The sequence below is a fragment of the Pseudarthrobacter sulfonivorans genome (genome assembly GCF_031454915.1).
GTDB lineage: Bacteria > Actinomycetota > Actinomycetes > Actinomycetales > Micrococcaceae > Arthrobacter > Arthrobacter sulfonivorans_C.
In genome coordinates, this window is record NZ_JAVDRS010000002.1 from 607,928 (window position 1) to 630,713 (window position 22,786).

Below are 22,786 nucleotides of genomic sequence, written 5' to 3' on the forward strand. Positions count from 1 at the left end.
GTCCGCTCAGCCCTTGGCGGCCACAGATTCCGCCATGAACTCGGCCACGACTTTTTGGGAGATCGCCACGTCCAGGACATAGACGCCTTCCTCGTGGTTTGTCAGCCATTCCTGCAGCCGGTCCAGGTCGGCCAGCGTGCGCGCCTTGGTGCCCTGGGCACCGAGGGCACGTCCGACGGCGGCAAAGTCCACTTCGTCGATCAGCATCGCCTGGTTATGAAGTCCCTTGGCGGCGTACTGGTGAAGCTCTGCCCCGTAGGCGGAGTCGTTCAGCACCACCACAACACCCTTGCGGGTAGCCCGCAAAAAGGTCTCGAAATCGGCAAGACCCATCAGTCCGCCGCCGTCGCCGCTGACCAGGACGGTGGTGCGCTCCGGGCGGGCCACCGAGACGCCGGCTGCGGATCCGAAGCCCAGACCGATGGACTGGAAGGCGGTGCCCACCAGGATCATGGCCTGCGGGTCCGGCACGGAAAGGTACATCGGGGCCCAGCCGATGAAGTGGCCGCCGTCCATGACCACTGAGCGTTCGGCCGGCAGGATGCGGTCCAGGGCGGCGACGACGGCACGAGGATTCAGGCGTCCGTCAGGCCCGAACTCGACAGGGTCCTCGCTGGGCAAGGATGAGCGGAACTCCGTCTGGGAGACTTCCGGGACCTGGCTGCGCCAGGTGGAAGAGGCGGTGGGGACCCGCTCCAGCAGACCCTCGATGAACGGGTGGATATCCGCACGGATGTACTCCGCGTCCGGGTGTCCCGGGTCCGGTTCGTTATCCACGCGGACAACCCTGGTACCGTCCGGGAACAGCGTTCCGTAGCGGGTCTGGAAGGTGTTCAGGCTGGCTCCCACCACCAGGACGAGGTCCGCCTGGCGCGCAACGTCCAGGCGGTGGCTGCGGGTAAATCCTCCTGCAATGCCGAGGTCCCACGGGCTGTTGAAGGCGTTGGCCGCCATGACCGATGTCATGAACAGCGCGCCGAGCCGGTCCCCCACGTCCCGAAGCTCTTCCGTAGCGTGTGCCAGCAGGACGCCGCGCCCGGCCAGGATCAGCGGCCGTTCCGCCGCGGCGAGCAGGCTGGCGACGCGGTCCAGGTCTCCCGGCTCTGCGGGCCACACGGGCTTTGCAGGCAGGGGCTGGAGCGGCTCCGGGTCCGAAGGCGGGCCGGTGGCCAGGTCGTAGGGAATAGCCACGATCACGGGCTGGACGGTCTGCAGCGCGAGGTCGAACGCGCGGTGGGTGATGTCGGCGGCGTTGCCCGGGCCGGCGGTCAGGGTCACCACACCGGCGGCCTCGGCTGCCTTGGCCTGGTCGACGTCGAACGGCCGCAGACCGGTGGAGGGCGCGTCCCCCACCACGAGGACCAGCGGAATGCGGGCCATCCTCGCCTCGGCCAGCGTGGTGTACGCGTTGGTGAAGCCGGCGCCGTAGGTGGTGGTTGCCGCGGAGATGTCTCCGGTTGCCCGGTAGTAGGCGTCCGCCATGGCCACGGTTGAGGCCTCGTGCCGGGCCGACGTGAACGGAAAACCCCGGCGGGTGAGCCGGCTGATGAGGTGGGCGTTGCCGTTGCCCATCAGGCCGAACAGGTGGCCCGCCCGTTCCGCCACCACGTCGGCGACGATCGCGGAGACGTGGCCTTCGTCCGGGAGTGCGGGAGCGTCGGCTGCAAGGTCAGGGCTGGTGCTGGTCATGGCTTCTTTCATGTTCCTGGGTTAGGGCAAGGCTCTAGCTGGCGGAAACGACCAACGGCGAGGCGCCGCGGTGCTTCCGGGTGAGTTCGAGGTACGTAGCGGCGTTCTTGCTGCAGTGCTCAATTTCCTCGGGTGTGAGCGGGCGGCGCACCTTGCCGGGGACGCCTGCAACGAGCGATCCCGGCGGAACCTCCGTGCCCTCGAGCACCAGCGCATTTGCGGCGATGAGGGAGCCGGCACCGATGACGGCGCCGTTCAGAATTGTGGCATTCATGCCGATCAGCGACCCATCGCCGATGGTGCAGCCGTGCAGCACGGCACCGTGGCCCACGCTGACATGGTTACCGATGCGGGCCGGGTAGCCGGGGTCGGCGTGGACAACGGCGCCGTCCTGGATGTTGCTGCCCGCACCAATACTGATGTCCTCCATATCCGCCCGCACCACGGCGCCGTAAAAAATTCCGGTACCGGCACCTATGGTCGCGGATCCGACGACGACGGCGGTGGGAGCTAGCCAGGTGTCTTCGGAGAGTGCGGGGTTGCGGCCGTCGACGGCCAGGATGTGGGAGCGCATGGGTTCCTTAGGTGAGGTGGAAGGGCGGTGCCCCGCAGAGCCTGCGGGGCACCGCCGTCGTAATTCGTCCTGGGTGTAAAGGCTGGCTGCTAGGTGAGGAACGGGACGATCAGTGAGGTCAGGAAGAGGACCAGCGCCCCGCCGAGGCGGTTGGGCAGGGCAGCAAACGGCATCAGGTGCATGCGGTTCGCCGCGCTGAGGACTGCCACGTCACCGCTGCCGCCGGTGTCCGCCATGACCAGGCCGGGCGTGATGGATGCTTCGACGAAGTTGAACTTAACCAGCCATCCGAGGATGCCGGAGGTGAGGGTCGCGATGACGACGGTGCAGATGGTCAGGAGGATGAACAGTGGGTTGCTGAGCGAGGCGAGCACGTCGGTGATGTCGATGTAGGTGAGGCTGACGCCCACCAGGAGTGCGGGAACCAGGACGGCGCCGATCAGGTCGCCCCAGTCCGCTGTGGAGTCTTCGACGTCCTGGGGGAGCAATCCGAAGATCTTGACGGCGGCGGCCGCGATGATGGCCCAGGCGTAGGGGTGCAGTCCGGGAAGGAAACCAGCGGCGAGGTTGCCAAAGACAAAGAGGCTGCCGGCGATGAGCAGGCCTTTGCCCAGGGCGATGAAGGATGAAGTGTCCCGCTTCGGAGGCAGGGTGAGTTCGTCGGAGCGGCCTTTGATCCGGAGGAGCTGGCCGTGGCCGTTGAAGCCGACGAAGAGCTGTTTTTTTCGCTTGCCCAGTCCGTTGTAGACGCCTGCGATGAGGATGCAGACGACGTTGGCCATGACGACGGCGGACATGAGGTCACCCATGAAGGTGGCGGAGTCGCCACCGGTGGCGGAGGCGTACATTTCGGACATCGGCAGGGCGCCAACGCCGAGGCCGCCAGCCATGATTGGTGCGGCGATGAAGAGAATGCCTTCGATGAACCCAAAGCCTGTCAGGGCGGCGATGAGCCCGACCAGGACGAATGTAGCGATGAGGCAACCCACGATGGGCACTGCGAAGCGTGGTCCTGCCTTGAGCAGGAGCGCACGTGGCATGCCAAGGATGGAACCGGCGATTATGCCGATGACGAAGAAGTCCAGGAAGCCGTGGCCGTCGATGAAGTTCTGCACGACGGTGACGATGTTTTCCGGCATCAGGCCAAGGAAGGCGAGGGTGGCGGGTGCGAACGTGCAAAGGATGGTGGGGAGTCCGAAGTCACGGACCACCGGGAAAAGGTTGCCGATCCAGATGAACAGCCCGCCGAGCAGGATGGTGGTGGCAAAGCCGACCACCATGGTGTCCGGAAGGTTCCCGGTGAGGGCCGCGGTGAGGACCAGGCCCGAGAGGACGACGAAGAGGGGAACCGGGATGCTGGCAATGCGGAAACCTTGCTGGCCGGGGTAATGGGTCCCCGGCCGCGGGCCCGCAGAGCGGGTTACCGGATGCTCGATGCCCCCGGCGGGGCCGGGGGAGGTCTCGTTCATGGCCGTGTCCGTTGATTGAGTGGTTGATTCCGTGATGCGTGGGCTTGTAGACATCATCGTCTCCAAAACGGTGAGTAGGAATGAGGTGGCGGTTTGGATTTGCTCTTTAGCGGGCGGGGTCCAGCAGGCCGGCAGCGGGGGAATGCGTGACGATGTCGCGGGCCAGACGGACTGCTTCCGTCAGGCGGGCTTCGTCAATGCCGGTGTCGTGGCCTGCGTCGTGCAGGTGCCGGACGAGTTCCTCGGTGGCGATGTTGCCGTGGGCACCGGGTGCGAATGGGCATCCGCCGTAGCCGCCGAGGGCGGCGTCGAAGCGGACGACGCCGGTCCCCACCGCCGCGCTGGCGGTGGCCAGCGCCTGGCCGTGGGCGTTGTGGAGGTGCAGGTAGTACGTCAGGTCCGGTTCGGCGTCGCGGACGTGGCTCAGGCTTGCCATGACTTGCACGGTGGGTGTGGTGCCCAGCGTGTCGGCCAGCCCGATGTCCGTGATGCCCATGTCCTTGAACGCGCGGACTACACGCAGCAGGTAGCCGGGGTCGATGCTTCCTTCGAACGGGCAGGTGAAAGCGGTGGAGATCCCTGCGAAAAAGCGGGTTGCCGGGAACCGGGAGACTGCCTCGCCAATGCCGGCGAGGGCGTCCTCCACAGCCTGGCCGGCGTTGGCGTTGCTGTGCGCCTGGCTGGCGGAGGTGACCACCTGGATGTCCGTCGCTCCGGCCGCAACGGCTCTCTCGACGCCCTTCCCGTTGAGTGCCAGGCTGGTGTAGGTGACCCCGGCGGCAGCGGGCAGGGAGGAGATGACCTCGGTGGCGTCGGCCATCTGGGGTACGCGTTTCGGGTTGACGAAGGAGGCCGCCTCGATGCGCTTGAGGCCGGCTGCCACCAGGGCCTCGGCGATTTCGAGCTTGTGCGCTGTGGACACGATGACCGGTTCGTCCTGCAGCCCGTCACGCAGGAAGACGTCTGTGATTTCCACCTTCATTTAGCGCACCTCCTGCAGTCCGAGCCCGGCAATTTCGTCAGCGGTCATGCCGGCGAGCTCCCGCAGGACTTCGTCGGTGTGCTGGCCCAGTTCCGGGCCGACCCATTTGACGCGGCCCTCGTGGCCCGGGATCTTGGGCACCACGCCGGGAAAGCGGATCAGCTCGGGCTCGTTCTCGATGACCACCTCGTGGGTCTGGATCATGTCGCGTGCAAGGTAGTGCTTGTCCACCGCGATGCTTGGCGCGTCGTAGACAGGACCCGCGGGGACTCCGGCTTCGTCCAGCTTGTCGAGGATCTCAGCGAGCGGCGCACTGCCTGTCCACGCAGAGATGGCTCCGTTGAGTTCTTCCTCGCGGGCACCGCGGGCTTCCGTGGCGAGCAGCGATTCGTCTTCGGCCAGGTCCTCGCGGCCGATGGCCCGCATCAGGCGGACGAACACGGAGTTTGAGTTCCCGCCGATCACAACCTCCAGGTTGTCCTGGCAAAGGTAGGAGCCCGTGGGCACCACGCCGGGAAGAGCGCCGCCGGTGCGCTGCCGGATCATGCCGTACGCGTCGTAGTCAGGGACCAGCGATTCAAGGAGGCTGAAGACCCCTTCATAGAGGGCGACGTCCACCACCTGGGAGGTGCCCGTTGGCAGCCCGCGTGCCTTCTGCAGCATAAGCATCAGGGCACCGATGACCCCGTAAAGACCGGCGACGGTATCCCCCATGCTTGCCGCTGCGCGGCCGGCGGGACGGTCCGGTTCTCCTGTGATGTAGCGAAGGCCGGCGAACGATTCCGCCGAGCTGCCAAAGCCCGCGCGGTTCTTGTACGGGCCGGTCTGGCCGTAGCCGGAAATGCGCACCATAACCACGTCGGGGTTGAGCTCCTGAAGTACGTCCGGGCCCAGCCCCCACTTCTCAAGCGTGCCGGGACGGAAGTTCTCAATGACCACGTCGCACTGGGCGGCGATCTTCTTGACCGCCTTGCGTCCTGCTTCGGAGCGCAGGTCCAGGGCCACGGACTTCTTGTTCCGGCCAATGGTGCGGAACAGCATGGACGTCGTGCCGCGGGTCTTACGCCAGTCCCGCAGCTCATCGCCGCCCTGTGGTTTTTCGATCTTGATGACCTCCGCGCCGAAGTCGCCAAAAAGCCGGGCGGCAAACGGCGCCGCAATAAAGCTGCCGAGCTCCAGTACACGGATGCCTTGGAGAGGAAGGGAGTTGCCCTCCAGAGAAATTTCCTGCGTCATGTCATTCCTGCCTGCGTCTTTGAGTGCAAGACTTCCCATTCAGTGGGAGATGCTTGTCATTGGGCGGATAGACGATAGCATCACCATGTGACGGGCGCAACACTTTGTGATCCGGAAGCCTCATCGCGGCGGATGTACCGAAAGCGAACAACAGCCTGGCGGTGTTCGATAAGTGCAATATAGGTTCTAATACAGAACTAGTTAGTGGATGCTGACTGTCGCCGAGGCAAAGACAACGGATCGGAAAACCACCATGGCAAGCGCACAACCTTCAGGGGCAAAAACAGCGCCGGCCCATTCGCAGACGCTTTCACGCGGGATCAGGATGCTCGAACTCCTGAGCGAGGAAACGGCGCCGCTCAGCATCGGAGAAGTCTCGGAGCGGCTGGGGTTGCACCGTTCTGTCGCCTACAGAATCCTGCGGACCCTTGAGGACCACGGACTCGTCGCCAGGGACAGTGCCGGGGGCATCCTCCTGGGCACCGGCCTTGCCGCACTGGCCCGCGGCGTTGCCCGCGACCTGCAGACGGCAGCGCTGCCCGAGCTGACTTCCCTGGCCAATAAACTCGGTGCCACCGCATTCCTGGTGGTCCTGGACCGCGGGGACTGCACCACGCTCACCAGCGTGGAACCGCGGAACAGCCGTGCCGCCGTCGTCCAGCGGCCGGGTACCCGGCACCCCCTGAACGTCGGGGCGCCGGGTCTGGCCATCCAGTCGATCCTGGACGATTCCCAGTGGGAGGCGATCTCGCCGGATCAGCCGCGCCGTGCGGAGGTGGCATCGGTTCGCGAGTTGGGATTTGCCGTTAGCCACCACGAAGTCTTGCCGGGCGTGACGGGAGTGTCGGCCCCGCTGAGGCTGCGGGCGGAACTCCAGCCCGCAGCCATCGCAGTGGTTTACCCCAGCGCCCAGCTTCCCTCAGAGCAGGTTGGAAGCTCAGTCATGGAAGCCGCTGAGCGGATCAGCGAGCAGCTCCGCTAGCCCGCAGTCGGGCCACCAGAGTGGCGGCGAGCAGCGCGGTGGTCAGTTCCAGCCCGATGACGGCGAGCAGGCTCCCGGCCTGGTCACCCGCGGTGCCGGCGACGGTATTGCCCGGGCCATGGGCGTGACCGACGGCTCCCCTGCCGAGCAGCAGCAGCCCATGGAGGGCAACCATCGACACGGCGCACGCCATGACCCGGCGCAGTGCGGCGACCCGGCTATCCCGCCAGATATGTAGGGCGCAAGGCAGGCAGACGGCCGCGAGCACCAGCATGAGGGCACTCATCCAGGCGCCGTGCTGGCTTTGGGCGGCAAGCCAAACATGCACGGCACTGGAGGCTGCCACCACCGCGGCGCATAGCCGTGGGTGCAGGACGGGCCCTCCGGAGCGGGCCCGTCCGAGGGTATGGGTCATGGCACGTGCCTAGCCGTGGCAGCTGGTGGGGCCGGGGCCGGAATCGGCGTGGCAGCTGCCGGCCGTGCCTGATCCGCCGGAGCTGGCGGGCACGTCCAGGACTGGGCTGCGGTCAAAGAACCCTTCGGGGCGGAGTTTGAAGCCCACGGTGTCCACCGGCATGATCGGCCAGTCCTCCACCCGCGGGAAGTGCGTGAGCCCGAAGGTGTGCCAGATGACGATGTCCTGGCCGTCGATCTCGCGGTCCTGGGCGGCGTACGCCGGAAGCCCGGCACCGCCCGGGTGCTGGTTGACGAAGTCGCCCGTAGGGTAGCGCTCGTTGTCGGCGTAGCGGGTGACCCAGAGGTCCTTGGTGGCGAAGGCGGCGCGCCGTGCAATGGACGAATCCGGATCAGCCAGCAGTGTGGGCTGGTTCTGGGAGTGGAGCTTGTAGCCGACGGGCTCGCCTAGGCGGTTGCGCGATTCGGGGTTGGAGATGATCCAGGTCCGGCCGGCCCGGGCGTCGGCCTCACGGACGGCCTCGGATTCACGTGTAAGCACCGTCCGCTTGCGGGAGAAGGCGTTGCCCCGCTCATTCCCCTCCCCCATGGCCTGGCGGACCACATCTTCCTCCTCCACGCGGTTGGTGAAGCCATCAACGGCCATGTCCAGGCGGGCGCTGAACAGGTGCTGGTGGAACGGCGCCCCAAGGCCGGGTGCCAGCTGGGAGATGTTGTCCGAGCCTCCCTCCGGGAATGCGCTGGTAAAAACGACGCCGGTGGCCTTGGCTTCGAATTCGATGGTGCCGTCGAGGTAGAGGTACCAGTAGAAGCCGTAGTCGTAGTTGCCAATGGTGGTGAAGAAGGAGATCACCAGGCGGCGGTTGCGGCGGGTGTAGTTGATGCCGGTCCAGAGATCGCTGTGCTTGGACAGGATGCCCCAGTCCTCCTCGTGCATGCAGATGCCGTTCCGGATCTCGCGGGGGTTGCCGAAGGCGTCGGAAATGACGGGACTGAGGTAGGTGATGTCGCCGAGGCAGTCGCAGCCGAGCTCCAGGGAGTTGGCGTACTGGCCCACCAGGTATTCGCCGGTGTCGAAGTAGTTCTGCCAGGACCGGATGGGCGAGGGGTCACCGTAAGGCACCACCATTTCCGCGATCGACGCCCGGTTGATGATGGGCCGCTTGCGGCTGCCGTCCTGGAAGGCGAGGTTGTGCAGCACCACGCCTTCGCGCACATCGAATCCGACGTCCACGCTCCATTTTTCCCATTCCACGTGGTTCCCGCCGCTAATGGTGAAACTTGGACCGTCTGGCTGGGTGATGCTGATCGGCTTCTGCGTGGTGCGCAAGGGCCCGGTGAGCTCAGGGTCCGTGTAGTTGCCGTGCTCCACAGGCACTGGCACGACGCCAAGGTCCAGGACCTGCGTCACTTCCTTGCCCACCACGTCCACGTAAGCAACGAGACCGTCAACCGGGTGCGCCCAGGCGCTGTCCTCCGGAAACTCCTGGACGAAGGCCAGGCCGCGCAGGATCCGGCGCCCCTTTTCCTCGGCGTATTCAAAGACACCTGCGGAAAGTGGCGCCACCCGGACCTTACTGACGTCGAGCCCGCGTTCGGCCAGGGCTTTCAGCCACCGCTCGTCGGACGCCAGAAGTTCCTCGACGACTTCGAATTCCTCTTCGAGGACGGGAAGCTCGCCGGTGACGGCAGTGTCCAGTTCGACGGCGGACACCACTTCCTGGCGGGTCACGCAGACCACCACATCCGTAGGCGCGCCGCCCGCAATGTCGTGGAGGAAAATCCGGAACCTGCGGTCCTCGGCGGGGATCCCGACGGTGGCGGCAGCGCCGCCGTCGGAATATCCGACGGCGGCACTTCCGCGGGCGGGGTCCACCAAGCCCAGGTAGGCGATGCGCTTTTCAGCCCCGAGAAGGCCGGCGGCGCGCAGGATGGCCTGGACTTCGGTGATTTCGTCGCCTGATGCCAGGCGGTACGGGGTAACTGTGTCAGCTGCTGCAAGCGTCATGGGTGACCTCTGTCCGGGACCGTCGCTGGTCGGAATTTTTATTTTCTATAGTTGTAGAGAATAAGCGTCCGTAAGATGGCTCACAAGAGTCTGAGTGAAAATATTTCCGGGGAGTGGCCGCGGTGCCAAAGATAGTTGACCATGACGAGCGGCGCCTAGAACTGGTGGATGCCACCTGGCGGATCATCGCCCGGCTGGGCATTGAGGGCGCCACGATGCGCGAGATCGCGCTGGAGGCAGGCTTCGCCAACGGGGCCCTCAAGCCCTATTTCCCCACCAAGGACACCCTCCTGGAGTTCGCATTCGGGCACGTCTTCAACCGGACCAACCAGCGCGTCGCCAAGGTCACCGAAGGCAAAACCGGACTCCCGGCACTGCGCGCCTTCTGCCTGGAGGTACTTCCCCTGGACGAAGAGCGGGTCAACGAAGCGCGGATCGTCATCCCGTTCTGGCAGAAAGCTGTCAACGATCCGCAGAAGGCCGAGATCCACCAGCAGTCCATGGAAGAGTGGCTTGCGGCCATCCGGCAATACCTCGCCGAGGCCCGGGAGGCCGGCGACGTCAGAGCCGCCGTCGACGACGCCACCCTGGCCAGCCAGCTCCTGAACATGCTCCTGGGCGCGCAGATCGGGGCAGCGCTGACCACTCGCCCTGACGCCGATCCCGGCCTCACCGACCAGCTCGAGGGTTACCTCGCACTGCTGGCCGGGTAGCCGGGCTTCGCCAGGCACGCGCCCACCCCAACCCCGCCAACGCACGACCGCTCAACACCTGACCGCCCGGCCAGCCGGGAGTCCAGCAAGGAGAATTGCGCCCATGACCATCCCCGCTGAGATCGATACCCCGGACATCATGATCGACCTCGACATCCTCGAACGGAACATCGCCCGGATGGCAGCGGCCGTCCGGGAGAAGGGCCTCGCCCTCCGTCCCCACGCCAAGACCCACAAGGTCACCGAGATCGCCGCCCGCCAGATGGCCGCCGGAGCAGCCGGGCTGACGGTGGCAACCATCGGCGAAGCCGAAGTGTTCGCCGACGCAGGCATCGAGGACATCTTCATCGCCTACCCCCTCTGGATTTCACCGCAAAAAGCCGAGCGGCTCCGGCGCCTGGCGTCAACCGCAACAATTTCCGTGGGTGTCGACTCCGCAGCGGGGGCAACGACACTCGGATCAAGCCTCGGGCAGGCGGCCGGGAGCGTCAGCGTGCTGGTCGAAATCGACAGCGGCCACCATCGCAGCGGCGTCCGTCCGGAGGCTGCGGCGGCGGTTGCCGAAGCCTCGTCCCGCGCCGGGCTGAAGGTTGCGGGGGTCTTCACCTTCCCGGGCCACAGCTACGCCCCAGGAATGCCTGCAGAGGCCGTCGCGCAAGAGCAGCAAGCGCTGCGGGAAGCCGCGGAATCCCTTGCGGCAGCAGGATTCGAAGCGACGCGCCGCAGCGGAGGCTCTACCCCGACGGCGCTTCTGACCGACGGATCCGAAGCCACCGAAGTGCGTCCCGGCGTGTACGTTTTCGGCGACGCACAGCAGCTGGAGCTGGGCCGGTGCGCCATGGAAGACATTGCACTGACTGTCGCTGCCACCGTGGTGAGCCACCATGAGACTCCCCCGGATGCCCCGGCGCGCTTCATCATCGACGCCGGCAGCAAGATCCTGGGCAGTGACCGGCCCGCCTGGGCCAGCGGGTTCGGCCGGCTGATCGACCACCCTGATGCCCGGATCACTGCACTCTCGGAGCACCATGCCACCGTCGAGTGGCCCGACAGCCGAACCCTGCCGCCCCTCGGCGAGCGGCTGCGCATAGTCCCCAACCATGTCTGCCTGGCGATCAACCTGGTGGACGACGTCGCGGTGACCAGCAACGGTGCACTCGTGGACCGCTGGGCCGTGGGAGCCCGGGGCAAAAACAAGTAACCGCTCCCCGACGGACGGCAACCCCACAATGGGAAGTCTTTTTTCGACAACTGTTGAAAAAAGAGAGGCTCCGGCGTTAACCTGAATGGACCGTGTCCCAGGACACAGCCATCGGGGAACCCACGTTTGCGGCCATCCGTCGTCAGGAACATCCATGCCAGCTGCAGTCCAGCCCGCCAGCCAGAAACTCACGTCCAGCGTCGCGGAGACGTTCGACCACTGGAAACACCTCGTGGCGGAGTCCTTCGTGCCGCTCGCCGCACGGACAGCAGACGTGGACGGCTTCCGCGGGAAGATGCGGGCGCGCGTGCTGGACCGCATGTCCATCGTCGAAGTTACCGCCACCTCCCACGAGGTCCACCGCACCGCTGCCCTGATTGCCCAACCCGGCGAACGCTACTTCAAACTCAACCTCCAGCTGGAGGGCACAGGGCTTCTGGTTCAGGACAACCGCGAGGCCCTGCTTCGGCCAGGAGACCTGGCCATCTATGACACAAACCGGCCATACACCCTGGCATTCGAGGCGAATACACGCATGATGGTGGTGATGTTCCCTTGTGATGCCCTCGCGCTGCCCACGGACTACGTGGGCCAACTGGCGGCGGTGCGGATGGCCGGCAGCACCGGCCTCAGCGGCATAGTGGGACAGTTCATCGGCCAGCTTGCCAGTAACCTTGAGGTCCTCAGTGGTCCGAGCGGCTCACGCCTGGCCGCAAACGCACTGGATCTGGTGTCCACCATGCTGCACGCTGAAATGGCCATTACCCCGGACAGGATGAAACCGCAGGCCCTCCTTGCTGTGTCAGTTCGCGAGTACATCGAGGCGAACCTCGCCGATCCCCTGCTGTCCCCCGCGACCATCGCCGCCGCGCACTTCATCTCCACACGCCATCTGCACAACATCTTCCACGAGTCGGGCTCTACCGTTGCGAGCTGGATCAGGAGCCAAAGACTCGACGGCGTGCGCAGGGAACTCCGCGACCCGCTCCACGCCGGTAAATCCGTGGGAGCCGTCGCAGCACGTTGGGGCTTCCTCGACGCTGCCCACTTCAGCCGGACGTTCAGGGATGCATTCGGCCAGTCCCCCAGCGACTGGCGGCGCGGCGCCTGACTGGGCAGCCTGTTTCGAACCCGGACAGCAACTGGCCCGGCGCAAAGTCCATCTGCGCCGGGCTAGTTGCTGGTTCGTTATCAGTCGCCGCCAGCACGCTGCGCGCTAGCGGTTATGCCCCAGGCTGGCCACGCGCTGCCGCCGCTCAATCCGCGATTCCACCAGTACCCCGGCAGTGAACATGGCCGGGACTGCCGCCAGCAACGCCGACGCCGTCTCGGCACTGCCGCCGATCAGCGACGTGAAGTTACTTGCCACCAGGTACAGCACCCACGCCAGCAGCACTGCCGCCAGTGCGGGAGCAAGGAGCGTCTGCCAGAGCTGGCCTTCCACGCGTTCCCGGCGGAAGAATCCCACCACGGCCACGGAGCAAAGGATGTACAGCACCAAAAGCGCCGCAACTGCGAGCCCGCTGAACCAGGAGAACAGCGTCAGGACAGGATCGAGCGCCAGCAGGGCAAAAGGGACCACCAGCACGACGGCGGTGGCGCTCTGGATCCAGGCGGCGAACGCCGGTGCCCGGTGGCGGTTGGTCCGGGCCACGATGGCGGGCAGGGAACCTTGCAGCGCCAGGGAGTGCAGGTACCGGTTGATGCCGTTATGGAACGCGATGATGCCGGCCAGCAGGGAGGTCACCAGCAGGATTCCGGTGGTGATGCCTGCCCAGGGGCCGAAGAGTTCCTCGATGGGTCCCAGGACGAAGGTGGTGGCATCCCCTGACTCCAGGGCTGCGCCGGCCGCACCCATGACCTGGGTGGGACCGTAGTAGCTGACCAGCATCCAGGAGATGAACGAGAAGAATATGGCGATGACGCCCACGGACAGGTAGGTTGCCCGGGCCACAGTGCGGTTGGCGTCCTTGGCCTCGGCTGAATAGATTGCGGTTGATTCGAAGCCGAACATCGAGGCCACGGCGAACATGATGGCCACGCCCGGGGCGCCGCTGGCGATGGCTTCCGGGGAGAAGGACGCTGCGATACTAAGGCCCTCCGGCCCGCCGCCGCGGAACAGTACCGTGAACCCGAACAGCAGCAGGATGGCCACTTCGAACCCAACCAAAAGGGCCAGGACCCGGGCGCCGAGCTCAATGTTCAGCGAACCGAGCACCTGCACGCCTGCCATGGTGACCAGAGCCAACAGCCACCAGGGGATGCTGACGCCGGCGGAGTCCAGCAGGCCGGAGAAGGCGGCACCGTACAGCCCATACATCGCCGCTTGGACGGTGCTGTAGGCGAGCAGTGCCAACCACGCTGCCCCCGCGCCGGTCTTTCTTCCAAATGCGGCTGTAACGTAGGCGTAGAAGGCGCCGTTGGCTTGGATTTTCCGGCTCATGGCCACAAATCCCACGGCGAAGATCACAATGACTACGCCGACAACGAGGTAGGCGCCCGGGGCGCCGGCACCGTTGCCCAGCGCGGCCGCCAAGGGGGAAGCACCAGCGATTCCCGTCAGTGGTGCCTGGGCGGAAAGAACAAAGAAGAGGATTCCCATCACGCCGATGCTGCCGGCGCGGAGGGCAGTTGAATGCTCGGTCGGGGGCTTGGTTTCAGTTGCCTGGGAGGCAGAATTCGAAATACTCATTGGGTCCTTCTTAACGGTCATGAGCGCTGGGGATGGGTGCGCGTAGTCAGCGGGGGCACCCTGGGTTCGGTTGAGGAACTATGGTTTCCAGCATGGCAGTGAGTGCCTGTTGCCCCTTGTCCTGCAGCGATCAGTTGTTGTGCTTGAGCGCAGGGCGTGCTTTCAGAACGGATGCTGATCAGGGCTGATCCATGAGCAGGGACACGGCCTCGCGTTCAGACCGGCGCCCGGACTGCACGGAGACCCGGGACAAGTCTTTGCCTCACCCCGGGTTGGCCCCCCAAAAAAGGAACTGCCGGCCCGGGCCGCATGCCCAGGCCGGCAGTTACCGGTTTTTGTAGTCCGCGCTACGCGAACGTTGCCTCCGCCTACGGGACGCTGGGCGCTTTCTCGGAAGTGCCGGCCCCCAAGGGAACGCCCCTCGTCTCCTTCACGAGGCTGGTCCCAATGAACGAGATGACGCAGAGAGCCATGATGTAAATTCCGATCGAGCCCGACCATCCCGTTTCCTTGAACAGTGCCTCGGCGAACAGGGGTGCGAAAGCTCCGCCGAGGATGGAGCCCAGGGCATAGCCGATGCCGATGCCCGAGTAGCGCACACTCGCTGGGAACATTTCGGCGTACATGGCGGACATGGGCCCGTAGGAGAGGCCCAGCCCGATGGTCAGGACGAAAATCCCGACTCCGTACGCCCAGATATTCCGGGTGTCGATGAGGAGGAACATGGGAATCATCCAGGCGAAAATGAGGATATAGCCAATTTGGAACGTCCGGACGCGGCCGATCCTGTCGGACAGGGCCCCACCGAAGAGTGTGAAGATAAGCCATCCGAAGGAGGCCAGGAGGGTGGCCAGCAACACCGGGGAAGCGTCCATTTTGAGCGTCTTCTGGGCATAGGACGACAGGAACGCAATCACGAGATATCCGGCAGCGTTGTTGCCGATGAAGATGACGGCCGCCAGAAGAACCTGCTTTTTGTTGGTCCGGAGCAGCTGCGTCAGCGGGGTGGCTGATTCCTGTTTGCGCTCCACCATTTCCTTGAACACGGGGCTCTCGGCGACAGCTGCCCGGATGAAGTAGCCCACCACGATCAGGGCTACTGAGAGCAGGAATGGAACCCGCCAGCCCCATTCGAGGAACTGCTCCGGAGACATCGAGAGCCGGAGCAGGAAGAGCACCAGCGTTGCGATGATCATGCCCACCGGCACGCCGATCTGGGGGTAGGCTCCCCAAAATCCCCGCTTATCGCGCGGGGCGTGCTCCACTGCCATCAGGGCCGCGCCTCCCCATTCCCCGCCCGCGGAAAAGCCCTGGAGGATGCGCAGGACCATCAGCAGGATCGGTGCCCAGACGCCGATCTGGGCGTAGGTGGGGAGCAGCCCGATCAGGGCGGTGGATGCCCCCATCATCACCAGGGTGAAAACCAGCATGGCCTTACGGCCCACCCGGTCACCCAGGCGTCCAGCGATCACTGCGCCCAACGGCCGGAAGAAGAAACTCACACCGATGGTGGCCCAGGAGACCAGCTGAGCGAGCCCCGGACTGTCCGTATCCAGCGGCTTAAAGTAGAGGCTGGCGAAAACGACGCCGGCAGCTTGGGCGAAGATGAAGAAGTCATACCATTCGATGGTGGTGCCCACCATGGTGCCGGCAACAACTCGGCGGTCCGCCTTGCTCATCTGCTGGCGACGTGGAGGCGCAGAGGTGGTCTGGGATGTTGACATTAAAACTCCATTGTTTTAGTTGCCGACCAGGGCTGGTGGCGTGATGACTGACTGCGGGGCGGCTGCTGCGCCGGACAGGGCATCGGCGGGCTTGCGGTTTGGCAGCAGGGGCGCAAAGAACTCCCCCAGCTCGGCGGTTGCCGTCAGCGGGAGGACGTTGGCCACGTACTGGTCCGGGCGCACCACAACGACGACGCCGCCGCGGTCCACGCCGCGCAGGTCGAAAATGTCCGCGGCAGGGTCAGTAGCGTAAACCTTCTCGTAATCGGTGAGCTTGAAGGGGCCAACCTGCGGCTTGAAAACTCCGGGGACAGCGCCGAAATCGATGCTTGGGTGGTCCTGCTGGTAGATCACCTTGACGTCGAACCACGCGTCAGGATCAGCGCCCGACGGCATTGCGGCCAGCGGTGATTCCGGCGAGTTCGCGAGCCACCCGGCGAAGTGTTCCGTGGGCGACGCCGTCGCCTGCTTCCCTCCTGACGGAAGTGCCGCGTCCGCGAAGACGTAGATGCGCCAGCGGCCATCGGCCGTGGCATGGTGGCCAAGCTGTACGGGGTTGGTGTCCCCGACCCGGACCACGGGCGCCGACTTGAACCTCTTGCCCACCGGGAATCCGGTAGCCAGTTCCTGATGATCCGCGTCAGCAACAAGCACCGACGGCGCGTACTGGGTCATGAATCCGGCGGGGAACTCGGCTGTGCTGACGTAGAAGTCTTCGAGCTCCGAGGGGTCCTCGAACTCCTCAGGCCTCTTGGCCATCAGGGTGGACCACTCCTTGTCGAAGTCAATCAGGTTCTTGGCCACCACCTGCCGCTCTGCCGAGTAGGTGGACAGCAGACTTTCCGGGCTGCGGCCTTCGAGCACGTGTCCGAGCTTCCAGGCCAGGTTGAAGCCGTCCTGCATGGAGACGTTCATGCCTTGGCCCGCCTTGGCGCTGTGCGTATGGCATGCGTCGCCGGTGATGAACACGCGCGGCGTTCGTGTGCCGCGCTGCTCGGGCAGGACATCGTCAAACCGGTCGGTTAGCCGGTGGCCCACCTCGTAGACGCTGTGCCACGCGATGTTGCGGACGTCGAGTGTGTACGGGTGGAGGATCTCGTTCGCCTTGCGGATGATTTCCTCGATGGAGGTGTTGCGCACCGCGCCGTTGTCGTTCGGGTCCACCTCGCCGAGGTCCACGTACATACGGAAGAGGTGGCCACCTTCGCGTGGAATCAGCAGGATGCTGCCGCCAGTACCGGACTGGATGGCGCATTTGGTGCGGATGTCGGGGAAGTCGGTAACGGCGAGGGCATCCATGACACCCCAGGCGTGGTTTGCCTGGTCGCCGGCGAGGGTACAGCCAATGGATTCCCGCACCTTACTGCGCGCACCGTCGGCGCCAACAACGTATTTGGCGCGGACAACACGCTCCTGCCCTTCGTTGGGGCCGGAGGTGTGGAGAAGGGTCACGGTGACGGGGTGCTCCCCCTCGTCCGCGACGTTGAGGGATCGGAATTCGAAGCCATAGTCGGGCGACATGCGGGTGGGTGAGTTGGCCATGAACTCGGCGAAGTAGTCCAGCACGCGGGCCTGATTGACGATGAGGTGCGGGAACTCGCTGATGCCCGCCGGGTCATCCGGCGTACGGGCGGTCCGGATGATGCGCGACGGATCCGCGACGTCCGGCTTCCAGAACGCCATCTCGGTGATCGCGTAGGCCTCGGCGATGATCCGTTCGGCGAAGCCAAAGGCCTGGAAGGTCTCCACGCTCCGTGCCTGGATGCCGTCCGCCTGGCCGATTGCGAGCCTTCCCCCGCGGCGTTCGACGATCCGCGTGGTGATGTTCGGGAACTGGGAGAGCTGTGCGGCGGCAAGCATGCCGGCAGGTCCGGTACCCACGATGAGCACGTCCACCTCGTCGGGAAGCTCTGCGGGCCGGTTGATGCCAACGCCGGCGGCGGGCTGTACCCGCGGGTCTCCGGATACGTATCCGTGGTGGTGGAACTGCACGGGCTTTCCTCACTTCACTGTGGGTATCGATCACTCGGAATGGTGTTCTATATGCGAATACAGGGTTCTTTATTAGAACGCTTGGGGTTGGTCCAAGACTGTACGGCAATGTGATCCGAACAACAAGAGATGCAAAATGGCGTCGAAAGTGGGGGCTTGACGAAGCCGTCCGGCTGGGCCATAGTGATCGTATACGATTTCGTACTTGATGAGGAGACAGCTTTGGAGCAGGTCAACGAGGACACCCTGGCGGCGGCACGCAAGGTCATCGCGGTGCACATCAACTACCCCAGCCGCGCTGCGCAGCGGGGGCGCACCCCCGCGCAGCCTTCCTACTTCCTGAAGCCGTCGTCCTCGCTGGCTCTTGGCTCCGCAGACGCACCCTCCACAGTGGAGCGCCCCGCAGGTTGCGAACTGCTGGGATACGAGGGCGAGATCGCCTTGGTCATCGGCAAGCCCGCCCGCCGGGTGGGGCTCGAGGATGCCTGGAGCCACGTTGAGTGGATCACGGCGAGCAACGATCTCGGCGTGTACGACCTGCGTTATGCGGATAAAGGCTCCAACCTGCGGTCCAAGGGCGGCGACGGTTTCACCCCGATCGGCCCGGGCCTGATCGCCGCGGACGCCGTGGACCCCGCCGCCCTGCGCATCCGCACCTGGCACAACGGCGACCTGGTTCAGGATGACACCACCGAAGATCTGCTATTTCCGTTTGCCCGGCTCGTCGCGGACCTGTCCCAGTTGCTCACCCTCGAAGAGGGCGACATCATCCTCACCGGCACCCCGGCCGGCGCCTCCGTGGCCAAGCCGGGCGACGTGGTCGAGGTTGAGGTCAGCGCTGGTGGGCTGACCACCGGCCGCCTGGCCACCCGGGTGGAGGAAGGCACGACGGCGTTCGCCGAGTTTGGTGCCGTGCCCCAGGCTGACGATGTGCAGCGGGAGGAGGCGTACGGTTCGCGGGAAGCAGCGGGTTTGGCTCCCGTGGCGGGCGCCGCCGTCGGGCATGTTTTGACGGCGGCGCTGAAGGCGAAGCTTGAGAGCGTCTGCACCGCCACCCTGTCCTCCCAGCTGCGCAAGCGCGGCCTGAACAACGTCAGCATCGACGGCCTGACCTCCACCCGGCCGGAAAGGCGGATCGTGGGCCTGGCCCGGACGCTGCGCTACGTCCCCAACCGCGAGGACCTGTTCAAGACCCACGGCGGCGGGTTCAACGCCCAGAAGAAGGCCATCGATTCGGTCAACGAGGGCGAGATCCTGGTGATGGAGGCCCGCGGCGAGAAGGGCACGGGCACCATCGGCGACATCCTGGCGCTGCGCGCCCAGGTGCGTGGTGCCGCAGCCATCATTACCGACGGCGGGGTCCGTGACTTCTCCGCAGTGGCCGCGATGGAGATGCCCACCTACTATGCCAATCCGCACCCGGCCGTGCTGGGCCGCCGGCACATCCCGTGGGACACGGACATCACCATCGCCTGCGGCGGCACCACCGTGCAGCCGGGCGACATCATCGTGGCCGACGCCGACGGCATCCTGGTTATCCCGCCGGCTTTGGCCGACGAGTTGGCCGATGACTCGATCGCGCAGGAACGCGAGGAAGTCTTTATCGCCGAGATGGTGGAACAGGGTCACAGCGTGGATGGCCTTTACCCGCTGAACGCCACGTGGCGGGCAAAGTACGAACAATGGGAAGCGGGCAAATCCGATGACTGAGGCATTGATGGCCACGGGCAGCAAATCGGAGCAGGCCTACGGCGCTGTGAAGGCGCGGATCGTCGAAGGGACCTACACCCCCGGCTACCGCCTGGTCCTGGCGGTCATCGCCAAGGACCTTGGGTTCAGCGTGGTGCCCGTCCGGGAAGCGATCCGCCGGCTCGAGGCCGAGGGTCTGGTGAAGTTCGAACGCAACGTCGGCGCGACGGTGGCCGGCATCGATCCGACCGAATACCTGTACACGATGCAGACCCTGAGCATCGTGGAGGGCGCCGCCACCGCGTTGTCCGCGCCGCTGATCGGCGGGGCGGACATCGCCCGGGCCCGGGCGGTGAACGAGGAAATGCGCGAATGCCTGCAGCACTTCGACCCTGTTCGCTTCACCGAGCTGAACCAGGACTTCCACAGCGTCCTGTTTGAACATTGCCCCAACCCGCACATCCTGGACCTGGTGCACCGGGGCTGGAACCGGCTCGCCTCGCTGCGGTCTTCAACTTTCCGGTTCGTCCCGGGCCGCGCCCACGAATCCGTGGACGAACACGAAGCGCTGCTTCAGCTCATCGAATCCGGTTCCGGCGCCGACGAGATCGAAAAGGCCGCCCGCCTGCACCGCTCCGCCACCCTGGACGCCTACCTAGCCCAGGCTCAGCCCCTCCCATAAAGCAACGCGGGGTCACTAAACGCCCGATAAACGGCCCCGATTCGGCGAGAAGTGACCCCGCGTTGCACTAACACGAAGGAAACAACAATGACGTTCACTGCAGAACAGACCAAGAACCAGTACGTGCCGCAGGACCTGCCCAAGCACATCCAGCACTACATCAACGGCCAGTTCGTTGATTCCGTGGGCGGCAAGACGTTCGATGTCCTGGATCCGGTGTCCAACACCAATTACGCCACCGCCGCCGCCGGCCAGAAAGAGGACATTGACCTTGCCGTCGCCGCCGCCCGCGAAGCCTTCACCAACGGCCCGTGGCCGAAGATGAAACCCCGCGAACGTGCCCGGATCCTGAACAAAATCGCCGACGCCGTCGAGGCCCAGGAAGCCCGGCTCGCCGAGCTGGAAACGTTCGACACCGGCCTGCCGATCACCCAGGCGAAGGGTCAGGCCCTGCGTGCGGCGGAGAACTTCCGCTTCTTCGCAGACCTGATCGTGGCACAGTTCGATGACGCCATGAAGGTCCCCGGCTCGCAGATCAACTACGTGAACCGCAAGCCGATCGGCGTCGCCGGGCTCATCACCCCGTGGAACACGCCGTTTATGCTCGAGTCCTGGAAGCTCGCCCCGGCCCTGGCCACCGGCAACACCGTGGTCCTCAAGCCGGCGGAATTCACTCCGCTCTCCGCCTCCCTGTGGGCCCAGATCTTCAAGGACGCAGGCCTGCCGGATGGCGTCTTCAACCTCGTCAACGGCCTGGGCGAGGAAGCGGGCGACGCCCTGGTCAAGCACCCGGACGTGCCGCTGATCTCCTTCACCGGCGAGACCACCACCGGCCAGACGATCTTCCGGAACGCCGCAGCCAACCTCAAGGGCCTCTCGATGGAGCTCGGCGGCAAGTCACCGTGCGTGGTGTTTGCCGACGCCGACCTGGATGCAGCGATCGATTCAGCCCTGTTCGGGGTCTTCTCCCTCAACGGTGAACGCTGCACCGCCGGCTCCCGCATCCTCGTCGAACGTGCCATCTACGACGAATTCTGCGAAAAGTACGCCGCCCGGGCGAAGAACATCGTGGTGGGCGATCCCCACGATCCCAAGACGCAGGTGGGCGCCCTTGTCCATCCGGAGCACTACGAAAAGGTCGCCTCATACGTGGAAATCGGCAAATCCGAAGGCCGGCTGCTCGCCGGCGGCGGCCGCCCCGAGCACCTCCCGGAGGGCAACTACATCGCACCCACGGTGTTTGCCGACGTCGCCCCCGACGCACGGATCTTCCAGGAGGAAATCTTCGGCCCCGTCGTCGCCATCACCCCGTTCGAGAACGATGCCGAGGCGCTGGCCCTCGCCAACAACACCAAGTACGGCCTGGCAGCCTACATCTGGACCCAGGACTTGACCCGCGCCCACAACTTCTCCCAGAACGTCGAGGCCGGCATGGTGTGGCTCAACAGCCACAACGTCCGCGACCTCCGCACCCCGTTCGGCGGCGTCAAAGCATCCGGCCTCGGCCACGAAGGCGGCTACCGTTCCATCGATTTCTACACCGACCAGCAGGCAGTCCACATCACCCTCGGCACTGTCCACACCCCGAAATTCGGCGCCTGAGCGATCCTGCCCAGGTCCCAACCATCCCCTTTCAAAGAAGAGAGAACACCATGACGAACTTCGTTCCCACCCCCACCGTCCCCGCCCCGGACATCGTCCGCTGCGCCTACATGGAGATCGTGGTCACCGACCTCGCCAAGTCCCGCGCGTTCTACGTGGACCTCCTGGGCCTGCACGTCACCGAGGAAGACGAGAACAACATCTACCTGCGCTCCCTCGAGGAGTTCATCCACCACAACCTGGTGCTCCGCAAGGGACCCATCGCCGCCGTCGCCGCATTCGCTTACCGGGTGAAGTCTCCTGCCGAAGTGGATGCCGCCGAGGCGTACTACAAGGAACTGGGCTGCCGCACCGAACGCCGTAAAGAGGGCTTCACCAAGGGCATCGGCGACTCCGTCCGCGTTGAGGACCCGCTGGGCTTCCCCTACGAGTTCTTCTACGACGTGGAGCACGTCGAACGCCTCACCCAGCGTTACGACCTCTACTCCGCCGGCGAACTGGTGCGCCTGGACCACTTCAACCAAGTCACCCCGGATGTCCCCCGCGGCCGCAAATACCTCGAGGACCTCGGCTTCCGCGTCTCCGAGGACATCCAGGATTCCGACGGCGTCACCTACGCCGCGTGGATGCACCGCAAGCAGACCGTCCACGACACCGCCCTGACCGGCGGCAACGGCCCGCGCATGCACCACGTTGCATTCGCCACCCACGAAAAGCACAACATCATCCAGATCTGCGACAAGATGGGCGCCCTGCGCATCAGCGACCGGATCGAACGGGGCCCCGGCCGGCACGGCGTCTCCAACGCCTTCTACCTCTACATCCTCGACCCGGACGGCCACCGCATCGAGATCTACACCCAGGACTACTACACCGGCGATCCGGACAACCCCACCATCACCTGGGATGTCCACGACAACCAGCGCCGCGACTGGTGGGGCAACCCCGTCGTCCCGTCCTGGTACACCGAGGCTTCCCTGGTCCTGGACCTCGACGGCAACCCGCAGCCGGTCATCATCCGCGAGGAAAAGAGCGAAATGGCCGTGACCGTGGGCGCCGACGGCTTCTCCTACACCCGCAAGGACGGCTCCCCCGACGGGGACCGGACAGGCTTCAAGCTGGGAGCGCAGCTCTAGC

At 65.3% G+C, this 22,786-nt stretch carries 18 protein-coding genes; 8 read left to right on the forward strand and 10 right to left on the reverse strand.

Annotated elements, in window-relative coordinates:
• Positions 1 to 6 precede the first annotated feature (6 nt).
• The 5 genes from J2808_RS06820 to J2808_RS06840 all read right to left on the reverse strand — a co-directional run bounded on the left by J2808_RS06820 (position 7) and on the right by J2808_RS06840 (position 5,950).
• A complete protein-coding gene (locus J2808_RS06820) occupies positions 7 to 1,689 on the reverse strand; it encodes a thiamine pyrophosphate-binding protein (protein ID WP_309813544.1) in 1,683 nt (560 codons plus the stop codon).
• A 34-nt stretch (positions 1,690 to 1,723) separates the two neighbouring features.
• Complete coding sequence (locus J2808_RS06825) at positions 1,724 to 2,263, reverse strand: gamma carbonic anhydrase family protein (RefSeq protein ID WP_309813546.1); 540 nt, start codon at positions 2,261 to 2,263, stop codon at positions 1,724 to 1,726.
• 89 nt (positions 2,264 to 2,352) lie between these two features.
• Positions 2,353 to 3,732 carry a 2-hydroxycarboxylate transporter family protein gene (locus J2808_RS06830; RefSeq protein ID WP_309813549.1) on the reverse strand — a complete coding sequence of 460 codons (1,380 nt, stop codon included), beginning with the start codon at positions 3,730 to 3,732 and terminating at the stop codon, positions 2,353 to 2,355.
• Between the two features lie 106 nt (positions 3,733 to 3,838).
• Entirely contained in the window at positions 3,839 to 4,714 is an 876-nt protein-coding gene (locus J2808_RS06835) for a hydroxymethylglutaryl-CoA lyase (RefSeq protein ID WP_309813550.1), read from the reverse strand.
• Positions 4,715 to 5,950, reverse strand: coding sequence for a CaiB/BaiF CoA transferase family protein (locus J2808_RS06840; protein WP_309813553.1), 1,236 nt, complete (start codon positions 5,948 to 5,950; stop codon positions 4,715 to 4,717).
• A gap of 253 nt (positions 5,951 to 6,203) precedes the next feature.
• Here J2808_RS06840 and J2808_RS06845 point away from each other — a divergent pair, with 253 nt between their 5' ends.
• Positions 6,204 to 6,932: an IclR family transcriptional regulator gene (locus tag J2808_RS06845; protein ID WP_309813556.1), complete on the forward strand. Its 729-nt coding sequence runs from the start codon at positions 6,204 to 6,206 to the stop codon at positions 6,930 to 6,932.
• Here the strand turns inward: J2808_RS06845 and J2808_RS06850 are convergent.
• Both J2808_RS06850 and J2808_RS06855 read right to left on the reverse strand, forming a co-directional pair.
• The gene (locus tag J2808_RS06850) at positions 6,913 to 7,347 is read right to left on the reverse strand and encodes a hypothetical protein (protein ID WP_309813560.1); all 435 of its coding nucleotides are present in this window, start codon (positions 7,345 to 7,347) and stop codon (positions 6,913 to 6,915) included. The genes J2808_RS06845 and J2808_RS06850 overlap by 20 nt on opposite strands.
• A 9-nt stretch (positions 7,348 to 7,356) precedes the next feature.
• The gene (locus J2808_RS06855; RefSeq protein WP_309813562.1) at positions 7,357 to 9,354 is read right to left on the reverse strand and encodes a primary-amine oxidase; all 1,998 of its coding nucleotides are present in this window, start codon (positions 9,352 to 9,354) and stop codon (positions 7,357 to 7,359) included.
• 122 nt (positions 9,355 to 9,476) lie between these two features.
• Between J2808_RS06855 and J2808_RS06860 the strand changes: the two genes are divergently transcribed.
• The 3 genes from J2808_RS06860 to J2808_RS06870 all read left to right on the forward strand — a co-directional run bounded on the left by J2808_RS06860 (position 9,477) and on the right by J2808_RS06870 (position 12,379).
• The gene (locus J2808_RS06860; protein ID WP_309813565.1) at positions 9,477 to 10,067 is read left to right on the forward strand and encodes a TetR/AcrR family transcriptional regulator; all 591 of its coding nucleotides are present in this window, start codon (positions 9,477 to 9,479) and stop codon (positions 10,065 to 10,067) included.
• A 103-nt stretch (positions 10,068 to 10,170) separates the two neighbouring features.
• Complete coding sequence (locus J2808_RS06865) at positions 10,171 to 11,268, forward strand: D-TA family PLP-dependent enzyme (protein ID WP_309813568.1); 1,098 nt, start codon at positions 10,171 to 10,173, stop codon at positions 11,266 to 11,268.
• A gap of 154 nt (positions 11,269 to 11,422) precedes the next feature.
• Positions 11,423 to 12,379: an AraC-like ligand-binding domain-containing protein gene (locus J2808_RS06870; protein WP_309813572.1), complete on the forward strand. Its 957-nt coding sequence runs from the start codon at positions 11,423 to 11,425 to the stop codon at positions 12,377 to 12,379.
• Between the two features lie 105 nt (positions 12,380 to 12,484).
• Here J2808_RS06870 and J2808_RS06875 read toward each other — a convergent pair whose 3' ends face one another.
• The 3 genes from J2808_RS06875 to J2808_RS06885 form a co-directional block, all read right to left on the reverse strand.
• Complete coding sequence (locus J2808_RS06875) at positions 12,485 to 13,960, reverse strand: APC family permease (RefSeq protein ID WP_309813575.1); 1,476 nt, start codon at positions 13,958 to 13,960, stop codon at positions 12,485 to 12,487.
• Between the two features lie 368 nt (positions 13,961 to 14,328).
• Positions 14,329 to 15,684, reverse strand: a complete 1,356-nt coding sequence (locus J2808_RS06880) for an MFS transporter (RefSeq protein WP_309813578.1) — start codon at positions 15,682 to 15,684, stop codon at positions 14,329 to 14,331.
• Between the two features lie 15 nt (positions 15,685 to 15,699).
• Entirely contained in the window at positions 15,700 to 17,676 is a 1,977-nt protein-coding gene (locus J2808_RS06885; protein ID WP_309813581.1) for an FAD-binding monooxygenase, read from the reverse strand.
• Positions 17,677 to 17,898: 222 nt separating this feature from the next.
• Between J2808_RS06885 and J2808_RS06890 the strand changes: the two genes are divergently transcribed.
• The 4 genes from J2808_RS06890 to hpaD all read left to right on the forward strand — a co-directional run bounded on the left by J2808_RS06890 (position 17,899) and on the right by hpaD (position 22,785).
• Complete coding sequence (locus tag J2808_RS06890) at positions 17,899 to 19,386, forward strand: fumarylacetoacetate hydrolase family protein (protein WP_309814231.1); 1,488 nt, start codon at positions 17,899 to 17,901, stop codon at positions 19,384 to 19,386.
• The gene (locus tag J2808_RS06895) at positions 19,379 to 20,047 is read left to right on the forward strand and encodes a GntR family transcriptional regulator (protein ID WP_309813584.1); all 669 of its coding nucleotides are present in this window, start codon (positions 19,379 to 19,381) and stop codon (positions 20,045 to 20,047) included. Before J2808_RS06890 ends, J2808_RS06895 begins: the two co-directional genes overlap by 8 nt.
• Before the next feature lie 87 nt (positions 20,048 to 20,134).
• Positions 20,135 to 21,649: a 5-carboxymethyl-2-hydroxymuconate semialdehyde dehydrogenase gene (hpaE, locus tag J2808_RS06900; RefSeq protein ID WP_309813587.1), complete on the forward strand. Its 1,515-nt coding sequence runs from the start codon at positions 20,135 to 20,137 to the stop codon at positions 21,647 to 21,649.
• A 50-nt stretch (positions 21,650 to 21,699) separates the two neighbouring features.
• Entirely contained in the window at positions 21,700 to 22,785 is a 1,086-nt protein-coding gene (hpaD, locus tag J2808_RS06905; protein ID WP_309813590.1) for a 3,4-dihydroxyphenylacetate 2,3-dioxygenase, read from the forward strand.
• Position 22,786: the final 1 nt, after the last annotated feature.

What these genes read in the sequence shown, in the direction of transcription:
- J2808_RS06820 (WP_309813544.1), bottom strand. Translation starts at nt 1,689, where the DNA reads ATGACCAGCACCAGCCCTGACCTTGCAGCCGACGCTCCCGCACTCCCG.
- J2808_RS06825 (WP_309813546.1), bottom strand. Translation starts at nt 2,263, where the DNA reads ATGCGCTCCCACATCCTGGCCGTCGACGGCCGCAACCCCGCACTCTCC.
- J2808_RS06830 (WP_309813549.1), bottom strand. Translation starts at nt 3,732, where the DNA reads ATGAACGAGACCTCCCCCGGCCCCGCCGGGGGCATCGAGCATCCGGTA.
- J2808_RS06835 (WP_309813550.1), bottom strand. Translation starts at nt 4,714, where the DNA reads ATGAAGGTGGAAATCACAGACGTCTTCCTGCGTGACGGGCTGCAGGAC.
- J2808_RS06840 (WP_309813553.1), bottom strand. Translation starts at nt 5,950, where the DNA reads ATGACGCAGGAAATTTCTCTGGAGGGCAACTCCCTTCCTCTCCAAGGC.
- J2808_RS06845 (WP_309813556.1), top strand. Translation starts at nt 6,204, where the DNA reads ATGGCAAGCGCACAACCTTCAGGGGCAAAAACAGCGCCGGCCCATTCG.
- J2808_RS06850 (WP_309813560.1), bottom strand. Translation starts at nt 7,347, where the DNA reads ATGACCCATACCCTCGGACGGGCCCGCTCCGGAGGGCCCGTCCTGCAC.
- J2808_RS06855 (WP_309813562.1), bottom strand. Translation starts at nt 9,354, where the DNA reads ATGACGCTTGCAGCAGCTGACACAGTTACCCCGTACCGCCTGGCATCA.
- J2808_RS06865 (WP_309813568.1), top strand. Translation starts at nt 10,171, where the DNA reads ATGACCATCCCCGCTGAGATCGATACCCCGGACATCATGATCGACCTC.
- J2808_RS06870 (WP_309813572.1), top strand. Translation starts at nt 11,423, where the DNA reads ATGCCAGCTGCAGTCCAGCCCGCCAGCCAGAAACTCACGTCCAGCGTC.
- J2808_RS06875 (WP_309813575.1), bottom strand. Translation starts at nt 13,960, where the DNA reads ATGAGTATTTCGAATTCTGCCTCCCAGGCAACTGAAACCAAGCCCCCG.
- J2808_RS06880 (WP_309813578.1), bottom strand. Translation starts at nt 15,684, where the DNA reads ATGTCAACATCCCAGACCACCTCTGCGCCTCCACGTCGCCAGCAGATG.
- J2808_RS06895 (WP_309813584.1), top strand. Translation starts at nt 19,379, where the DNA reads ATGACTGAGGCATTGATGGCCACGGGCAGCAAATCGGAGCAGGCCTAC.
- hpaE (WP_309813587.1), top strand. Translation starts at nt 20,135, where the DNA reads ATGACGTTCACTGCAGAACAGACCAAGAACCAGTACGTGCCGCAGGAC.
- hpaD (WP_309813590.1), top strand. Translation starts at nt 21,700, where the DNA reads ATGACGAACTTCGTTCCCACCCCCACCGTCCCCGCCCCGGACATCGTC.